The following is a 19039-nucleotide window of genomic DNA, read 5'->3' as shown; positions in this document are numbered from 1 at the left end:
GAAAAAAGCTTGGTTTAAAGCACATTTTCAATGCAATCAGCTACTGCCCATATGAAAAAAGTTTCGAATAAAACATGGAGTGGGACAGAAATCTGATTTTGAAAAAATGATTTCGTTGTCCCACCACGGCAAGGATGACTAGTGTTGAAAAAAGCTTGGTTTGAAGTGCATTTTCAATGCAGTCAGCTACTACCAATATGAAAAGAGGTTGGGGCAACTCAATATTGTCCCAACCTCTTTATATTTTTAGTATAAGTTTGGCGTCTTTAACATAAATGAACGCTCAAATAGTTTAATTAATTAGATCTATTAATCTTCAAAAATAAAATCTTCATCTCGTAGCGCTTCAACGTTAAGTGCCAATGTATAGCCATCACCTTTTACAGAGAAAAAGTCATGATTTTTCGTTGATGTATCTAGTGCATTTTCAATGATTGGATTGAACTCACGTTCTTCAAAATATGGTTCAAATCCTAAGTTAGACAATGCTTTATTGCCGTTATATCTGACATAGTTTAAAACATCTTCACTGATACCGACTTCATCATATAAAGAATGCGTATAAGCTACTTCATTTTTATATAATTCATCTAACAATTTATACATTTCTAAATCTGCTTGTTGCTTTTCACTTTCTGACAACTCATTACGTAAACTTTGCGCATCCATACCAGTGAACACACCATGAATAGATTCATCTAATAAAATTTTACGAATGATTTCTCCAGAAGTTGTCATTCTACCTTGTCCTGCTAAATAAAGCGGGAAATAGAAACCAGAATAAAATAGAAATGTTTCTAAAAACACACTAGCTACACGTGCCATATATTGATCATAGATAGAAGCTTCTTTACCCCATAATTTATGATAAGTACTCACAATTTTTTCAGATTTAAATTTTAAATGGGGTTCTTCAATCACCCATTGGTCTAGTAAATAGTTTGTTTCACTAGATGGTAGCAATGTTGTAAAGATGTGTGAATAACTTTTAGCATGAATTTGCTCCATCATGCCCATAAATGAATACACTGCTTTTTTACGTAAATCAGTCGTATGTAACATAATCAAAGGCATACCATCATCCGCTTGATGTGTATCTAGCCCAGTTAAACCAGCTAAAGCTTTCTTAAAGGCTTCTTTTTCTGCTTCTGATAAAGTTTTCCAACTCGCTATATCTTTTGATACTTTAAATTCCGTTTCTACCCACATTTGTGAAATATTTTGTCGCCAAAACATGTTCGTCATATCTTCTTGTGTATTCCAATTGACTGCTTTCATGTATTTGATGCTCCAATCCAGTGTATATTTTTAATTTATGCAATGAGATGCAGAGGTCAGTACTAGACCAACCTCTGCTATATCACACAGACTTATCGTTTAACGATTAAATTGCACAGCTCGTACATTCTTCGACACTTAATAACTTATTACGTGTATAATATAGTGATTTTAATCCTTTATGATGTGCATATACATATAATCTAGATAACTCACGTGTAGAGATCTCTGAGTTAACATAAAGAATTGTCGAAATACCTTGGTCAACGTGAGTTTGAATTGTAGAAATTAAATCAATCAATTTCATTTGGTCTGTATTAAATGCTGATTTGTAATACCACATAGTTTCTGGTGATAAGAAAGGCATTGGATAAAACGTTTCAGCATTGCCGTACGTACGACGTTCGATTTGATCAACAATTGGCATTACTGAGCTAGTTGCATTTTGAACGTATGAAATGCTTTGTGTTGGTGCAATCGCAAGACGATAAGCATGGAATAGACCGTGTGTTTCAACTTGTTGTTGTAAAGCTTTCCAGTCTTCTGCTGTTGGAATAGTTAAATCTGCAAATAACTTACGAACTTTTTCGTATTGTGGCTCAAATGTTTGAGAAGTATAAAACTCAAAATATTTACCATTTGCATAATCTGACTGTTCAAAGTCTTTATAAGTTTCCCCACGTTCTTTAGCAATTTCCATTGAGCGTTCAATAGAATAATAATTCATCATCATAAAGAATATATTTGCAAAATCTTTAGCTTCTTCAGATTCATAACCAATTTTGTTTTTAGCTAAATAGCCGTGTAGGTTCATAACACCTAAGCCAACTGAATGTAGCTCACTATTTGCTTTTTTAACGCCTGGTGCGTTTTGAATATCCGCTTCATCACTAACTACAGTTAAAGCATCCATACCTGTATGCACTGAATCTTTAAATTTACCTGATTCCATTACGTTCACAATATTTAAGGAACCTAAATTACAAGAGATGTCACGTTTGATGTCATCTTCTGTACCGTAATCATTAATAATAGATGTTTCTTGTAATTGGAAAATTTCAGTACATAGGTTACTCATTTTGATTTGACCAATATCAGAGTTAGCATGTACTTTATTAGCATTATCTTTAAACATTAAATACGGATAACCAGATTGTAATTGTGTTTGTGCAATCATATTTAACATTTCACGCGCATCTTTTTTCTTTTTATCGACATTAGGGTTCGCTACTAAATCGTCGTAATATTCATCTAAGTTAATGTCATCTAATGTCACACCGTATTCATTGTAAATTGTGTGTGGTGCAAACATATAAAAGTCTTTACCTTCTTTAGCCAAGTCAAAGAACTTAGAAGGTACGATTAAACCAGTTGAAATTGTTGATAAACGTAAGTCTTCATCAGCGTTAACTTTTTTCGTATCCAAGAATTCTTCAACATCATAGTGGAAAATATTTAAATATACAGCACCTGCGCCTGGACGTTGTCCAAGTTGGTCTGCGTAACCAAATCCACCTTCTAATGATTTAGCAACTGGTAAGACACCTTTAGCTACACCTTTAATACCTTTGATTGCTTCACCACGTGCACGTAGTTTAGATAAGTTGATAGCCACACCACCACCAATTTTACTTAATTGTTTAGCTGTGGAATCAATGAAATTAATTGAATTCAAACTATCGTCTACTTCTAATAAGAAACATGATACTAACTCACCACGACGCGCACGACCAGCATTTAAGAAAGTTGGAGTCGCTGGTTGATAGCGTTGTTCAATCATCGCTGAAATAAATTGTTTTGCTGTAGCTTTATGACCATTAGCTAAATATAAAGCCACAATTGCTACGTGCTGATTATAATCTTCTAAATACTGTGATTTGTCATTGGTCTTCAAGGCATAATCCTTATAGAACTTACTTGCTGACATGTAACTTGCAAAAGTAAAATTGATACTTTTAGCAAATTCAGTAATTTCGATTAAATCTGCTTCTGAATATTTTGCAAAGACGTCAAAATAAAAATCATTATCTACAAGATAATGTAAACGTTCAAGCTCTGTATCAAAATATATTGTTTTGTCGTGAATTTCTTCTAAATAAACGGCTAAAGCCTCTTGATCCTTTTCTAAATTGAAAAAACCATTATCTTTACGTTTTGTAACTTCATTATTTAATTCAATGTGATTGTATTTCTTCTCGTCCATAGTCTTCATAGAATTGCCCCACCTTATCTTTAAATTCGGTCACATCATTAGATGTACCTTGTACTTCAAACTTCATCAAAAGCGGTACCTGGAAACGTTCTGCAATAGAACGGCCTGCTTTCGCAAAATTTTGTCCCCAGTTGCGGTTGCCACTTGCAGCAACTGCTTTTAATAAATCACTATTTGTGTCTAAAAATGATTGTACTGGTTGAGGCACTTCCCCAAAACCAATCGTCCCAGTGACCAATATATACGGTTCGTTTATGCGTTCAGAACAATTTAACTGTGTTAATTCCATTGTATTTTCAAGTTCTGCTTTTTTGATAAAGCGTCTCACATTACCTGAAAATGAAAAATACACGACCTTCATTGGACCACCTACTTTCTAAAATCATTGCTAAGCTGTAATTCAATTATAAATGTTCGCTTGCTTCTATCCATAGGTAAGCACAACATATAGTGTTTGTTAGTAGCTATCGCACTGTATGTAAATCAACATTTAAATAGTAATAATGCTTAATTTGTCATGTTTTCACCATATGTCTGGGTGTTAAATTACTTAATTGTGGTGCTTTTATATATGCGATATACAAACCAAAAACACAACATATTGTGTTTGTCTGTAATTCTTAATACTATATTATGTGTTTAATTATACATAATAAATTGTCACTTTTAAAGGGCAATGCTTTTGTAAAATTTCACCGAACTACTAACAAATGGCACCATTCCAAGTTTAAATTGCCTTTTTTCTGAGAAAAGATTTTTTTATTAAATTTTAAGGCTTTTTAATTGCCTTTTTCGAAACAATGTTAATCTCTTAATACTGTGCGTTTTCTCATACCTCGTCGCTCAATAATAAAATTAATGAATTTCACGCAGATTAAATCACAACATAATTTATTTTCAGATTTACCCACAAAAACAAGAACATGTGTTCGATTACAGGATAATACATTCTTTGATTAAACGCAACTACTTATGTACATTATCATTAAAATTGTGCTAATATGAATACGTTAAAATTTTGCAAATGAGGCGATATAATTGAATCCCAAAGTAAAAGGTATTATAGCGATATTAATTTCCGCTATAGGCTTCAGTTTTATGTCAGTCTTCTTTCGTTTAGCTGGAGATTTACCAGTCTTTCAAAAATCTCTTGCTCGAAACTTAGTATCATTATTTATTCCGTTATTTTTTATTTATAAATACAAACAACCACTTTTTGGCAAATTAAGCAGTCAACCTTTATTAATTACCCGTTCTATTTTAGGACTAATCGGTGTCTTGCTTAATATTTATGCCATCGATCATATGCTGTTAAGTGATGCAGATACATTAATGAAGTTAAACCCTTTTTGGACGATATTACTTAGTTTAATATTCTTACACGAAAAAGTACGAAGATATCAAGTCATTGCTATGATTGTGGCAATTGTTGGTATGTTATTTGTAGTAAAACCTGAATTTTCTTCTGCAATGATCCCTGCACTAGGTGGTTTATTCTCTGGCATATTTGCAGCCAGTGCTTACACGTGTGTACGTGCATTAAGTAGTAGAGAAGCACCCTATACGATTGTATTTTATTTTTCACTCTTCTCTGTTGTTGCCCTAATACCTTTCACACTGTTTACCTATGAGCCTATGTCTTGGTTACAAGTATTGTACCTTATCGGTGCAGGTTTAGCTGCTGCAGTTGGTCAAATTGGTATAACACTAGCTTATAGTTATGCCCCTGCCAAAGATATATCTATTTTCACATATGCATCAATCATCTTTACTGCCTTTTTCGGCTTCGTATTATTCGGAGAATCACCTGATATGTACGCTACTCTAGGTTATGTCATAATTATTGCAGCAAGTTATTATATGTTTGAAAAAGCAAGACGACAACCAATAGAAGCAACGCAAGAAAATCAATCACAAACGACGAAATAAATGTTATACAAAGGAGACATTTTTATGACTGAAGGACGCAAATCTGATGAATTACAAGATATTACCTTATTAGGTAACCAAAATAATAAGTATGACTTTGATTACAGACCAGACGTATTAGAATCATTTGACAATAAACACCCTGGACGTGACTATTTTGTTAAATTTAATTGTCCGGAATTCACGTCACTTTGCCCTATTACAGGACAGCCTGATTTTGCGACGATCTATATTTCTTATATACCTAACATTAAAATGGTAGAATCAAAATCTCTAAAATTATATTTATTTAGCTTTAGAAATCATGGAGATTTCCATGAGGATTGTATGAATATTATAATGAATGATTTAATTGATTTAATGGACCCACATTATATTGAAGTATGGGGCAAATTCACTCCACGTGGAGGTATTTCCATCGACCCATATACGAACTACGGTCGACCTGATACTAAATATGCAACAATGGCAGAACATCGCCTAATGAATCATGATCTTTATCCAGAAAAAATAGATAATCGTTAAACTAACCCGAAAGCGACTGGGACATGAATCCCATTCTCAAAATAAGAGGACTAATCCTTAATTTGGATTAGTCCTCTTTATTTTTAACTGTGCGTGCTTTCCGTGGGCACTGACTCAGCCTGTAGTCTTCGGCTAATGCTTTTCCCACAGAGATATTTCTATCCCAACTTTTTTTATAATTTACAATTCCTTCATTATAAAATGTTATCGCTTTAAATTTTTCTTGTCTTTTCGTTATTAAAAGTATAGAATAAATTCAACCATTTATGGGGAGGGAAATTATGAAAAAAAATAATTATAGTCACGAAGAAATTATGGAAAGCACACCGCGGACTGGCTTCTTCGGTCATCCTAAAGGACTAAGCACTTTATTCTTTACTGAGTTTTGGGAGAGATTCAGTTACTATGGTATGAAAGCAATATTAGTTTATTACTTATACTATAGTGTTGCTGATGGCGGCTTTGGTTTAGATGAAGCTGTTGCATTACAAATTGTTGCACTTTATGGAACTTTAATTTATATGTCTGGTATTATTGGAGGTTGGATTGCTGACCGTATTACCGGCACTCAACATGCAGTTTTCTATGGTGGGTTCCTCATCATGATTGGACATATATTACTATCGCTTCCGAATAATCTCACACTTGTAATGATTGCATTACTCTTTATCATCGCTGGAACAGGATTATTAAAACCTAATATTTCAACAACGGTCGGAGAGTTATATGACCGCAATGATGTTAGAAGAGACGCAGCATTTACATTATTTTATATGGGAATCAATTTAGGGGCTCTGATTTCACCATTACTTACTGGTTACGTCCAAACACGCTTTGGCTTCCACGGTGGCTTTTTAATTGCTGCTATTGGTATGCTTTGTGGGTTAATTTTGTACGCAGTTAAACGTAAAAAGAATTTAGGTTTAGCGGGATTAAACGTACCTAATCCACTTACTAAACCAGAAATTAAACGTGTAGCACTTATCACTGTTATAGTATTAATTTTATTTGGTCTCTATCTATTTATTTTACATTTAAACAACGCATTAACACTAGGTAATTTCAGTGTACTTATTACGTTCCTAGGCATTGTATTACCAATATATATTGTTGTGAATATGTTAGTGAGTAAACAAGTAACGAAAGACGAAAAATCTCGTGTATGGAGTTATGTTCCATTATACATAGCATCTGTAGCATTCTGGATGATTCAAGAGCAAGGATCTACTATCCTAGCCTCTTTCGCAGATAAAAAAACACAATTAGAAATGTCTGAATTAACAGGTGGGTTAATTGATTTTTCAATCCCAGCTTCATGGGCACAATCATTAAATCCAATTTTCATCGTCTTACTTGCACCTGTCTTTGCAACATTATGGGTTAAGCTTGGTAAACACAATCCACCAACAGTAAATAAGTTTGCTTATGGTACAATCATCGCCGGTCTATCTTATATTGTTATGATTATTCCGCTACAAAGTGGTGTGGAGTTAGTTAATCCATTGTGGTTAGTATTAAGTTTCTTACTTATTACCATCGGTGAATTATGTATTTCTCCAGTAGGTTTATCAACATCTACTAAACTTGCACCATTAACATTTACTGCTCGTATGATGAGCTTATGGATGTTAAGTAATGCTACGGCGCAAGGTTTAAATGCACAACTCGTTGTAGTTTATACAAAAATAAATCAAAGTGATTACTTCATGTACTCAGGCATCGTTGCGATTGTGATTGGTATTTTATTATTATTCATTTCGCCAATTGTAAAACGTGGTATGAAAGGTGTCTACTAGTCACTAATTAATACAACTGACTAATTTATGTTAGTCAGTTCTTACTGCCAACAAAGTCTCTGACTTTGTTGGCAGTTTTTTTATGCAAGTTTTCCGCGGGCACTCCCTAAACCTATTTAGTCTCCGACTAGTGATTTTCCCCACAGATTGCCACTGCCATTATTATGATATTCACTCATACATTCTAGTAACTATATTGTTTCGTTTTTACTTAGGCGTAATCACATATTGTTTAAAATTAAATAAAAACATATATTAATTATACGCATTAAAAAACTGAATATTTTGAATATTTTTATTTTTAGAATATTGTTGAAATTAATTTTGTTTAAGCGTAAAATTTCTTTTATACATTTTTTTAGGGAGAAAGGAAGGGATGTTACTTGGCTTACGATAACACCCAAAATCAAGACGTTCCGAATGTTCCTCAACACGGGTTCTTTGGACATCCACGTGGTCTTGGTGTATTATTTTTCGTTGAATTTTGGGAGAGATTCAGCTATTACGGCATGCGTGCGTTATTACTATTTTATATGTACTTTTCAATCAAAGATGGCGGTTTAGGCATTGATGAAGGTACTGCTCAATCAATCATGGCCGTATACGGCTCATTAATCTATATGACATCCGTTCTAGGTGGCTGGGTTGCAGACCGTATTACTGGGACACGTGCTGCTAACTTATATGGTGCTGTCTTTATTATTATCGGGCATGTCTGTTTAAGTTTACCGATCGGCATGACTGGTCTATTTACATCTATGTTCTTCATCATAGTTGGTTCTGGTTTAATGAAACCTAATATTTCTAACATTGTTGGACGACTTTATCCAGTAAATGATAAACGTATTGATGCTGGGTTCGTTATTTTTTATATGTCTGTCAACATGGGTGCACTTATTTCACCATTAATCTTAAACCAATTTGTTGATAGCGGGAATTTCCACACAGGCTTTTTAATCGCCGCATTTGGTATGGCTTTAGCTTTAGTATGGTATGTATTGTTCAACCGTAAAAATTTAGGTGATATTGGTGTTAAAGCTACTAATCCTTTATCAGCGAGTGAGAAGAAAAAATATACAATCTTGTTTGTTGCAATTGGACTTATTATTGCACTAGTCTTACTTATCACAGGACTTACAGGAACACTATCATTTAACATTATTAGTACAGCAGTGCTAGTTCTTGGTATTGTGTTACCAATTTGTTACTTCACAATTATGATTCGTAGTAAAGACGTTACAGATGACGAACGTTCTCGTGTCAAAGCATTTATACCATTGTTCATTTTAGGTGTGCTTTTCTGGTCTATTCAAGAACAAGGTGCGAATGTTTTAAATATTTTCGCATTAAAACAAAGTGATATGACTTTAAATATCTTTGGCTGGCAAACTGGATTCGGACCAGCCATTTTCCAATCAATTAATCCATTGTTTATCGTGTTACTAGCACCTGTGATTTCATTAATTTGGAGAAAAATGGCTAGAAATCAACCTAGTTTGGCAACAAAATTTGTATTAGGCGCTATATTAGCTGGTCTTTCTTACATAATGATTGCCTTAGTAAGTTATACTGCCGGCGCTACATTTAGTGTTAACTGGATTATTTTATCTTATATCATTTGTGTTATTGGTGAACTATGTCTATCACCTACAGGTAATAGTGCTGCTGTGAAATTAGCACCAAAAGCATTCAATTCACAAATGATGAGTTTATGGTTATTAACTAATGCTACTGCTCAAGCCATAAACGGAACATTAGTTAAGTTAATTGAACCACTTGGTTATAAAAATTACTTTTTATTCTTAGGAGCTATTTCCATTATCATCAGCCTTATTGTTTTAGCCTTTGTGCCTAAAATTGTAAAAGCGATGAGAGGTATTAGATAACGCTCTTATAACTGATAAAATTATTGTAATATATTAAAACACTGCAAGTATCTATACTTTGCAGTGTTTTATTTTTGTGTTATTCACAATGTACTGTACAATAGTAACGATAACTATGATTTCTAGGGAGGCTCATGCATGACAACTCAATATAATCACGGTGTTCTATTTTACCACAAAGGTTCCGGTCTTAAAGCTATCCATGAAGGCTTAGGTGAAGTCGTTAAATCACTAACACCTCTTTGTAAACATCTATCAATTCAGCTAAGTGAGCATGAAGGTGATATTATTAAATATTGCGCACAAATAAAAACTGGAGACTATAGTACAGATGTCGATATATTATTTATTTTAGGCGGAGATGGAACAGTCAATGAGCTCATCAATGGAGTTTTACAACATAATTTAGATGTGCCACTTGCCATTATCCCAGGAGGTACGTTTAATGATTTCACCAAAACGCTTAACTTGGATCCACGGTATAAAATAGCGAGTCAACAACTTCAAAATGCAACTCCACAACCATATGATGTGATGAAAGTGAACGATCGTTATGCTTTAAATTTTGCAGGTCTCGGTTTAATAGTTCAAAATGCTTTAAATGTGCAACAAGGCAACAAAGATGTCTTCGGTAAATTGAGTTATGTAGGGTCTACAGTCAAAACATTAGTGAATCCTGAATATGTCAACTATACGCTTAATGTAGATGGCAAAAAGCTTGAAGATGAATCTTCAATGATTCTCGTAGCAAATGGCCCCTTTATCGGAGGCAATCGAATACCTATGACGGATCTATCACCTAATGATGGCTATTTAAATGTTTTTATTTTTGATAACCAAAAATTCAGCGTCTTTACTGATGTTTTTAAACAACGCGATAGTATGAACTGGAATAATATTTCTCAGGGTATCCAACATATCCCAGCAAAACAAATTACTATCAGTACTGACGATACACATCAAGTAGATATTGATGGTGAGATTGCTTTAACAACACCACTACAAATAGAAATTATCCCAAGTGCAGTACGTATACTGACATTAACTTCACCTACAGTTAATACAGATGCCAACTAACAACATAAAAGGACAGTGCAACTTTTACGAGTTACACTGTCCTTACTTTTTATTTATTTCCAAGGAAATAATCTGCTACATCTTGCCAGTTATTTACTCTAGTAAATCTATCATCATTAATATTGTGCGATGCAGTGTACATTATTGGTTCTCCAGTGAAAATACTAAGTTGACGTGGATTATCATCAATTAAATAATCTGCATTCACAATATTTTTTCTACCACAAAACACAAAATGTTGTGGATCTAAAAATGGAAAGTACTCTCGCAACCATTCGTACTTATCATGGAAAGATGTCGGTACGTCCATCGCAGCTGTTGCAATATAAACATCATAATATGCAGTTAGCTTCTTCACTACTTCTTGTGCTTGAGCCATAACCTCTAGCTGACCAAAAAATCCTGGTTCGCGTAAAATTTCTGTCAATAAACCATCGTGTTCTGGCATAGCATGACGTAATTTTTTACCGTCTAACATATCATAGCTGATACCTAAATCTGTACGTTCATTGACACGTTTAATTAGTGCTCCTACAGTGTCTGCTAACACTTCATCCATATCAATAGCGATTGATTGTCTCGTCATCTTATTCTTCTTCTCCCTTTTCGTTCATTTAACTCAAAATACCAAACTTTTATACTACCTTAACTATACTTAAGACTCTCTTAAAACTCAAACTGTTGCAATACTTCACGCATTTTTTCATTTTGTTCTGGGAAACCAATAGTAATTCTCACACCATTTGGAAACTCACGAGTAATACATCCTACATTTAGTAACGCTTCATATAATTGATGCGGTTTATCGGTCTTAACAAAGATAAAATTAGTTTGACTTGGATAAAAATGTTTACTTTGTGGTAGCTCAAAAAATTTCTCACGTTCATTTGCATTACGTTCTTGAATAGATTGTAAATATGCTTGATCTTTAAAAGCTGCTAAAGCTGCATATTCTGATAAACGTCCTACATTAAATGGTGGTCGAATAATATTCCATTGTTCTATCGCTTCCTCTGAAGCAATAACATAGCCTACACGTAAACCTGCGAGTCCATATGCTTTAGAAAATGTACGTAAAATAAAGGCATTAGCAAATTCTTTTTGTAACGCTAAGGCATCTGGAAAGTCATTGGCCGTAACAAATTCAACGTAAGCTTCATCTAAAATAACTGGAACGTGACTTGGTACATTTTGTAAAAAGTGTGTTAATTCCTCATGTGTAAAGTATGTACCTGTAGGGTTATTTGGATTACAAAGCCACACTAATTTTGTCTCATTATCAATTTGTGCTAATATACCGTCTAAATCAAAGTGTCCATTTTGTAATGGTACTTGTACTACATTTGCCGATTCTACAATAGCATTATGATAATATTGGCCAAAAGTCATCTCACTCGTCACAATTTTATCACCTGGTGTTAATACTGCTCGTGAAATCATTAAAATAACTTCATCCAAACCTGCTCCAAATAAAATTCGTGATGGTGCTACGTCTAATGCTTTGCTGATTTCTTCTTTAAGTAATGGAGAACCAGTTTCTGGATAATAACATAATTCGTCCACATTGGATTGAATTGCTTCTTTGGCTTTGGGTGATGGACCATATAAATTTTCATTAGATGCTAATTTATACAATTCTCCTTCAATACCATATTCTTCCTTCAATGCACGTGGTGATAAACCTGGTTGATACGCTGATAATTGTTCGATTTGCTTTTTCATCGTTGCATCGGTCCTCCTTCATATTAACTACAAAAATTTCAAAACTTATCCACTATTATAACGCTTTAATCTGTTGAAAAGCAATCTACTCTCATTAATTAAAAAATGCTGAGACTAGCGTTCTACATGCAACATTGCTAGTAGAATTTATATAGCTAATCTCAGCAAAATATTTGAATCTTGTAATTTTAGTCAACCAAGTTATGTTTTTCTAAATAGTTTTTAGCCACTTCATAAGGATCTTGCTTTTTAACGGTAACTTGATAGTTCATCTCTTGCATTTCTTCGTCTGTAATTTTACCAGCTAGTTTATTTAATGGGTCTTTGATTTCTGGGTGGTCTTTCAAATAAGATTCTTTAAACATTGGCGCACCTTGATATGGTGGGAATACTTTTTTCGTATCTTTTAAAACAACCATATCATATTGTTTTAATTCAGCATCAGTTGAATACGCATCAATTAAATTAATATCATTGTTTTCAACGGCTTGATATCTTAACTTAGGTTCCATTGTTTTAATATTATTTAAATTTAAACCATAAGCTTTTTTAACAGCTGGATAACCATCTTTTCGGTCATTAAATTCCAACGTAAAACCAGGTTTTAATTGGTCTTCTACTTTTTGAAGATCAGCAATTGATTTTAAGTTATGCTTTTCAGCAAAATCACGTTTTACTGCTAACGCATAAGTATTATTATATGACATTGGCTTTAACATCGTCATATCAAACTTGTCCTCTAAACTCGTTTTTGCTTGTTGATAAACTTTACTTTCTTCTTTAGATTGTAAATCTTCTTTCGTCAGTTCACCTAATACTGTACCTGTAAATTCTAAATATCCATCAATATCATCAGATTTTAAAGCATTAAATAAAAATGATGTTTTGCCCATACCATCTTTAATTTCGACAGTATCATCCGTATTATCTTCAATTAAAATTTTGTACATATTTGTAATTATAGATGGCTCTGAGCCTAATTTACCTGCTATTGTTACCTTATCACCCTTATTAGCAAGTAACGGTGCAATAATTACTAGTATTAAAATAACAGAGATAATAGCTAATGACATCACTAATTTTTTATAAGATAAATGTTGCATAAACCGTAGTACAATATCAAAAATTATGGCTAATAATGCAGCTGGAATAGCACCAATAAGAATCAATGCTGAATTATTGCGGTCGATACCTAGTAAAATCAAATCACCCAGTCCACCTGCGCCGATTAGTGCGGCAAGGGTCGCTGTGCCGATAATTAAAACCATAGCAGTACGAATACCAGCCATAATCACGGGCATTGCTATTGGCAATTCAACCTTTGCTAACCTTCTACCCGGTTTCATACCAATCCCTTTTGCTGCTTCAACGAGAGATGAATCTACTTCATTTATTCCTGTATATGTATTTCTTAAAATAGGTAACAATGCATATACAACAAGCGCAATTACAGCAGGTACTTTGCCGATACCAAATAATGGGATCATTAATCCTAACAACGCTAAAGACGGTATCGTTTGTAAAATCGCTGCGATATTCATTACCACTTCTGCAAATTTAGTCGTTTTAGTTAATAGTATACCTAATGGTACCCCTATTAAAGCTGCTATCAACAAAGCAATAAAGGATAACTGTATATGTTCGACAATTGTCGTCAATAGTTCGCCTTTACGTTCCGAGAGTGTCTCAATTAAAGCATTCATTGTAACACTCCCCCTTTATTTTGCTTATTTAAGTAAGTAAACATATCTTTACGATGCAATTGGTAATTCTTCTTAGACTCTGTCTCAATAATGGTTATCATGTCATATTGTGCTAATAACTGAAACGCTTCTTCTATTTTAGCCGTACTCTTTAACGTTGGAGTGTTTGTAACTGATGACACTTCCGCTTCACTTAAATAAGGTAATATAGATGCTATTGTAGGTGATGTCTGTATATGTTGACCTAAAAATTGTTTCACAAAATCATTTTTAGGATGTTTCATAAAGTTTTCAGGTGTATCAATTTGCTCGACCCGTCCTTCATTTAATAAACAAATACGATCCCCTAATTTGATTGCCTCTTGAATGTCATGCGTCACAAAGACGATTGTTTTCTTAATTTTACGTTGTAATTCGATTAAATCATCTTGCAGTTTTTCACGACTAATAGGATCCAATGCACTAAATGGTTCATCCATTAAGATAACGGGTGGATCTGCTGCTAATGCTCTAATAACACCTACACGTTGCCTTTGCCCACCTGATAACTCATCAGGCTTTCGGTATTTAAATTGCTCTGGCGTTAAACCAACCATATCAAGTAATGTATCCACACGCTGTTCTATGTCTTGTTCTGACCATTTTTTCATTTGTGGCACTTGAGCAATATTTTCTTTTATGGTCATATGCGGGAATAAAGCGATCTGTTGTAATACATAGCCAATATCCCAACGCATTTCATATATTGGATAATCACTAATTGGTTTACTATTAAAATATATATAACCATTCGTCAATGATATTAATCTATTAATCATTTTCAAAGTGGTAGTCTTCCCACAACCTGAAGGGCCGATCAACACAAAGAACTCCCCTTGTTCAATGTTAAACGACACATCATCAACTGCTGTTTTCTCACCATAACGCTTTGTTACGTTTTTAAATTCTATCATAACTGTCACCTTCATTTTCATTTCGAAATATAGTAGTTATACCTCATTGTTTGCTCTATTCCCTATTCATTTACATCTTAAATATAATTATTTACACAAGTCAAAGTTATTAGTTTCTTTCAAAAAAAGAAGTTTACATCACAAAACCACATGGGCAGACGATCATGTACTGCTTGCTTCTGTTTGTACCTTTAGTACTTCAACTAACGGTATATATGCACTAAATTTGTGCTTTATAAGATTGAATTGTTTCTAAAAACTTAGGACAATAATGTTTTAATTTATAACTTCCGACACCGTCAATAGCAATCATATCTTGTTTTGATTCAGGTTTACGTTTGGCAAATTCTTCCAATGTATAATCTGAAAAAATACTTACAGGCGCTATTTCTAATTGTTCACTTAGTTGTTGTCGCACTGATTTTAATTCATCAAATAAAGCTTTATCAACACCTTCTACCGTGTTAATACTAACTTTCTCTTTAGACTTACGTTTAAATGGTGTTGTAAAGACTGCTGCATTCGCATTTAATAATTTTTTCACTGATGCATCGCACGTTAATATTTCATCATGCTCATTTAAATAGCCTTTAAAACGAAGTTCATCAATTAAATGACTTAAGTCTGATGTTGTATAATCTTTCATTAATCCATGAGTTGATAACTGATCATAATCACAATATTTAATATAGTCCGATGTCTCGCCCCTTAATACTTGAATAATCACGCTGTAACTTTCTTGTTGTTTCATTCTGGCAATACAACTAATTATCATTTTAGCTTCATCTGTCATATCGTAAGTTTTATTTTCATGTACACAATTACTACATTGCTGACATTCTTCTAGTTTTTCATTAGGTTCAAAATAATGTACGAGTGTGGCCTCTAAACATTTTTTAGTTTTTGTGTATTGAATCATTTTTGTCAGCTTTTCACCCATTTTATCTTTATAATCATCGTCTGCTTTAGACACTGAAATAAAATATTGATGTAAGCCAATATCTCGTTCACTGAAGAGGAGAATACAATCACTATTTAATCCATCACGACCTGCACGTCCTGCTTCTTGATAATAGGATTCTAGATCTCCTGGCATATTGTAATGAATTACATATCGCACGTTCGATTTATCAATTCCCATACCAAAGGCATTTGTAGCTACGACTACACGAACACGATCATATACAAAGTCATTTTGTGCTTGTTCTCTTTCTTTATTTGATAGACCCGCATGATAAATCGTACTTTGAATATTTTGATCTTGAAAAGCTTCATGAAGCTCTTCCACTTGTTTACGTGTCGAACAATAAATGATCCCTGCAACATCTGAGTGTTCTTTAACATAATCTAGGACAAATTTTTGCCGTTGATACGTTGGATTAACTTTAAACACCAAATTACGACGTTTAGTGCTTGTTTTAATCTCATCATTTTTATTAATATTCAAACGTTGCATAATATCTTTTTGCACTTCTGTAGTTGCAGTAGCAGTCAAAGCTACAATCGCAAAATCTTGAGGTAACGCAAAGACTTTATGAATAACTTCTTGGTAACTTGGTCTAAAATCGTGTCCCCATTTTGAAATACAGTGTGCTTCATCAAAAGCAACTAAAGGGATAGTCAATTGTTGTAATAAGTTGACGAAATACCCATTATCAAAACGCTCAGGTGCTACATATAGAAATTGTACTTCACCACGTAATAGCTCTTGTTCTACAGCTTTTTGTTGTTTTTGAGTCATACTACTATTTAAATAAGCTGCATTAATCCCAGCAGCATTCAGTTGATCTACTTGGTCTTTCATTAAAGAAATGAGTGGACTAATAACAATTGTTGTCCCACCAAGCATCAAACCTGGAACTTGATAACAAATTGATTTACCTCCACCTGTAGGTAAAACGCCCAACACATTGCGATGATCTATGATTTTACTAATGATTTCCTTTTGGCCAGGACGGAAAGTCTCATAACCAAAATAATGTGATAAAGTTGTTTCCATGTTTTAAAATCCCTCATTGTTCATTTAATTCTTCTAGTTCACTCCATCGTGCAATATCATTCTCATATTGATTTTCTAGTTGTTGTTGCTCTTCATTTAATTCTTTGATTTTGGCATAATCAGAACTTGCCTCTATCATTTCTTGCTCAATCGTTGTCAATCTGTCCTCAGTTTGATCAATTCTAGCTAGTATTGTTTCAAATTCTTGTTTTTCTTTATAAGATAGCCCTTTTTTCTTCTTTTTTACATTCTGTTGCTGAGTTTTATTATTAGCTTTTTCTGTTGCTGCTTGTGCTTTGTCTTGTTCTCGTTTCACTGCTTCATAATCTTCAAAAGAGCCTATAATACGTTCTAATTTACCATCGTGAATATACCAATATTCTTGGGCAACTTTGTTTAAAAAGTAGCGATCATGGCTTACCGTAATAACTGTTCCACCAAATGAATCGATGTAATCTTCTAAAATAGTTAATGTTTCAGTATCTAAATCATTGGTAGGTTCATCTAGTAATAAAACATTAGGTTGATGTACTAACAATTTCAATAAATAAAGTCGCTTTTGTTCTCCCCCAGATAATTTGAATAACTTTTTACCGTGTGTTGCACTAGGAAATAAAAACCGCTCCAATAATTGTGTTACTGAAACTGTTGTGCCATCTTTTTCTTTGGCAGTCTCACTTTCTTCTCTCAAATAATCAATCATACGTATATCTCTGTCTAAGCGTTCATCTGTTTGTTTAAAGTATGCCACTTTAACAGTTTGACCTATTTTTAACTCACCAGTAAAGTTATCATCTTCACCACTTAAAATATTTAATAGCGTTGTTTTACCTGCACCATTCGGCCCTACAACACCTATTTGTTGACCATTTTGAATAACTTCAGTAATACTGTCGAATAGTACTTTATTATTAATTTGTTTTGTCACTTCGTCTAATTCAAATACTTGCTTACCTAAGCGAGAATAAGCTAAATTTAGCGATCCTTTATCTTGCTGTTGTTGATTTTGCACATCTTGTTCCAACGAATTAAAACGGTTGATACGTGCTTGTTGTTTCGTTGTACGTGCTTTCACACCTGCTCTCATCCAAGCAAGTTCTTGTTTATACAAAGCCTGTTGCTTTTGTTGTTGTTTTTGAGCGATTACTTCATTTTCTGCTCGCATTGTAATGTAACTTTCATAGTTACCTGGATACGTAGTTAACTTGCCTTGGTTCAGTTCGATGATACGTGTTGATACTTCGTTTAAAAAGTAACGATCATGAGTTACGAATAAGACAGTGTGTGGATACTGTTTCACAAAGTTAATTAACCAATTGATAGATTCAAAATCTAGATGGTTAGTTGGTTCATCTAATAATAATAAATCTGGTTGCTCAATTAAAGTTTTAGCCAAGCCAACACGTTTTTGCTGTCCACCAGATAATTCGCTAACATTTTTCGACGTCTCGACAATACCCAACTTAGATAGAATAGTTTTAATTTCTGCACTATAATCCCAAGCGCCTTGCGTGTCCATTGCTTCTTGCGCACGCATCATCATTTGAAAATTAGCTTCTGTTTGTTGTTCAGTGTATTGTGCAATTGCATTTTCATACGTTCGGATTGTTTTTAATGTTTCTGTTTCCGAAGACAACACTGCTTCAAACACAGTCATATCATCATCAAATTCTTGCTTTTGTGATGAATAACGAATGCGATATGCATTAGGATGATTAATGTCAGCCTCATAGTCTTCATCTAAATTAGCAATGACTTTAAGTAAGGTACTTTTGCCTGTACCGTTTATACCAACAAGACCTATTTTTTCACCTTCCGAAATAGATAAATGTAAATCGTCAAAAATAGTTTTGTCCGCATACGATTTATGTAAATGTTCAATTTTATATGCTTCCATGCTCAACATCCTTTAAATATCGAAAATTCTGAGTATCTCTGTTAAACTTATTTTCAGTTCCA

The 19039-nt window shown here is 33.7% G+C and carries 14 protein-coding genes; 5 read left to right on the top strand and 9 right to left on the bottom strand.

Annotated elements, in window-relative coordinates; all coding sequences use genetic code 11:
* Nucleotides 1-309 precede the first annotated feature (309 nt).
* The 3 genes from nrdF to nrdI all read right to left on the bottom strand — a co-directional run bounded on the left by nrdF (nt 310) and on the right by nrdI (nt 3851).
* Nucleotides 310-1278, bottom strand: a complete 969-nt coding sequence (gene nrdF, locus JVU85_RS05045; RefSeq protein ID WP_002508883.1) for a class 1b ribonucleoside-diphosphate reductase subunit beta — start codon at nt 1276-1278, stop codon at nt 310-312.
* Nucleotides 1279-1384: 106 nt separating this feature from the next.
* Nucleotides 1385-3490, bottom strand: a complete 2106-nt coding sequence (gene nrdE / locus JVU85_RS05040) for a class 1b ribonucleoside-diphosphate reductase subunit alpha (protein ID WP_002508884.1) — start codon at nt 3488-3490, stop codon at nt 1385-1387.
* On the bottom strand, nt 3453-3851 hold the full coding sequence (gene nrdI, locus JVU85_RS05035; protein WP_002508885.1) for a class Ib ribonucleoside-diphosphate reductase assembly flavoprotein NrdI: 399 nt from the start codon (nt 3849-3851) through the stop codon (nt 3453-3455). Before nrdI ends, nrdE begins: the two co-directional genes overlap by 38 nt.
* Nucleotides 3852-4528: 677 nt before the next feature.
* Between nrdI and JVU85_RS05030 the strand changes: the two genes are divergently transcribed.
* The 5 genes from JVU85_RS05030 to JVU85_RS05010 all read left to right on the top strand — a co-directional run bounded on the left by JVU85_RS05030 (nt 4529) and on the right by JVU85_RS05010 (nt 10703).
* Nucleotides 4529-5419: a DMT family transporter gene (locus JVU85_RS05030; RefSeq protein ID WP_021459142.1), complete on the top strand. Its 891-nt coding sequence runs from the start codon at nt 4529-4531 to the stop codon at nt 5417-5419.
* 24 nt (nt 5420-5443) lie between these two features.
* Complete coding sequence (queF, locus tag JVU85_RS05025; RefSeq protein WP_002508887.1) at nt 5444-5944, top strand: preQ(1) synthase; 501 nt, start codon at nt 5444-5446, stop codon at nt 5942-5944.
* 281 nt (nt 5945-6225) lie between these two features.
* Nucleotides 6226-7740, top strand: a complete 1515-nt coding sequence (locus JVU85_RS05020; RefSeq protein WP_103388062.1) for a peptide MFS transporter — start codon at nt 6226-6228, stop codon at nt 7738-7740.
* 383 nt (nt 7741-8123) lie between these two features.
* The gene (locus JVU85_RS05015; RefSeq protein WP_103388061.1) at nt 8124-9626 is read left to right on the top strand and encodes a peptide MFS transporter; all 1503 of its coding nucleotides are present in this window, start codon (nt 8124-8126) and stop codon (nt 9624-9626) included.
* A 138-nt stretch (nt 9627-9764) separates the two neighbouring features.
* Entirely contained in the window at nt 9765-10703 is a 939-nt protein-coding gene (locus JVU85_RS05010; RefSeq protein WP_002508890.1) for a diacylglycerol/lipid kinase family protein, read from the top strand.
* 49 nt (nt 10704-10752) lie between these two features.
* Here the strand turns inward: JVU85_RS05010 and JVU85_RS05005 are convergent, their stop codons facing one another.
* The 6 genes from JVU85_RS05005 to JVU85_RS04980 all read right to left on the bottom strand — a co-directional run bounded on the left by JVU85_RS05005 (nt 10753) and on the right by JVU85_RS04980 (nt 18983).
* Complete coding sequence (locus JVU85_RS05005) at nt 10753-11289, bottom strand: 5' nucleotidase, NT5C type (protein ID WP_002508891.1); 537 nt, start codon at nt 11287-11289, stop codon at nt 10753-10755.
* An 80-nt stretch (nt 11290-11369) separates the two neighbouring features.
* On the bottom strand, nt 11370-12425 hold the full coding sequence (gene hisC, locus JVU85_RS05000; RefSeq protein WP_193325100.1) for a histidinol-phosphate transaminase: 1056 nt from the start codon (nt 12423-12425) through the stop codon (nt 11370-11372).
* Between the two features lie 188 nt (nt 12426-12613).
* Nucleotides 12614-14128, bottom strand: coding sequence for an ABC transporter permease/substrate-binding protein (locus tag JVU85_RS04995; protein ID WP_103388060.1), 1515 nt, complete (start codon nt 14126-14128; stop codon nt 12614-12616).
* The gene (locus JVU85_RS04990; protein ID WP_021459145.1) at nt 14125-15081 is read right to left on the bottom strand and encodes an ABC transporter ATP-binding protein; all 957 of its coding nucleotides are present in this window, start codon (nt 15079-15081) and stop codon (nt 14125-14127) included. The genes JVU85_RS04995 and JVU85_RS04990 overlap by 4 nt, the downstream gene beginning before the upstream one ends.
* Before the next feature lie 220 nt (nt 15082-15301).
* Entirely contained in the window at nt 15302-17080 is a 1779-nt protein-coding gene (gene recQ / locus JVU85_RS04985; RefSeq protein WP_002508895.1) for a DNA helicase RecQ, read from the bottom strand.
* 13 nt (nt 17081-17093) lie between these two features.
* Entirely contained in the window at nt 17094-18983 is a 1890-nt protein-coding gene (locus JVU85_RS04980; RefSeq protein WP_182475423.1) for an ABC-F family ATP-binding cassette domain-containing protein, read from the bottom strand.
* Between the last annotated feature and the right edge of the window lie 56 nt (nt 18984-19039).

The sequence above is a fragment of the Staphylococcus sp. GDY8P72P genome (genome assembly GCF_016890655.1).
Taxonomy (GTDB): domain Bacteria; phylum Bacillota; class Bacilli; order Staphylococcales; family Staphylococcaceae; genus Staphylococcus; species Staphylococcus arlettae.
The sequence above is the reverse complement of the archived record's forward strand: the minus strand, read 5'-3'. Positions and strand labels throughout refer to the sequence as shown.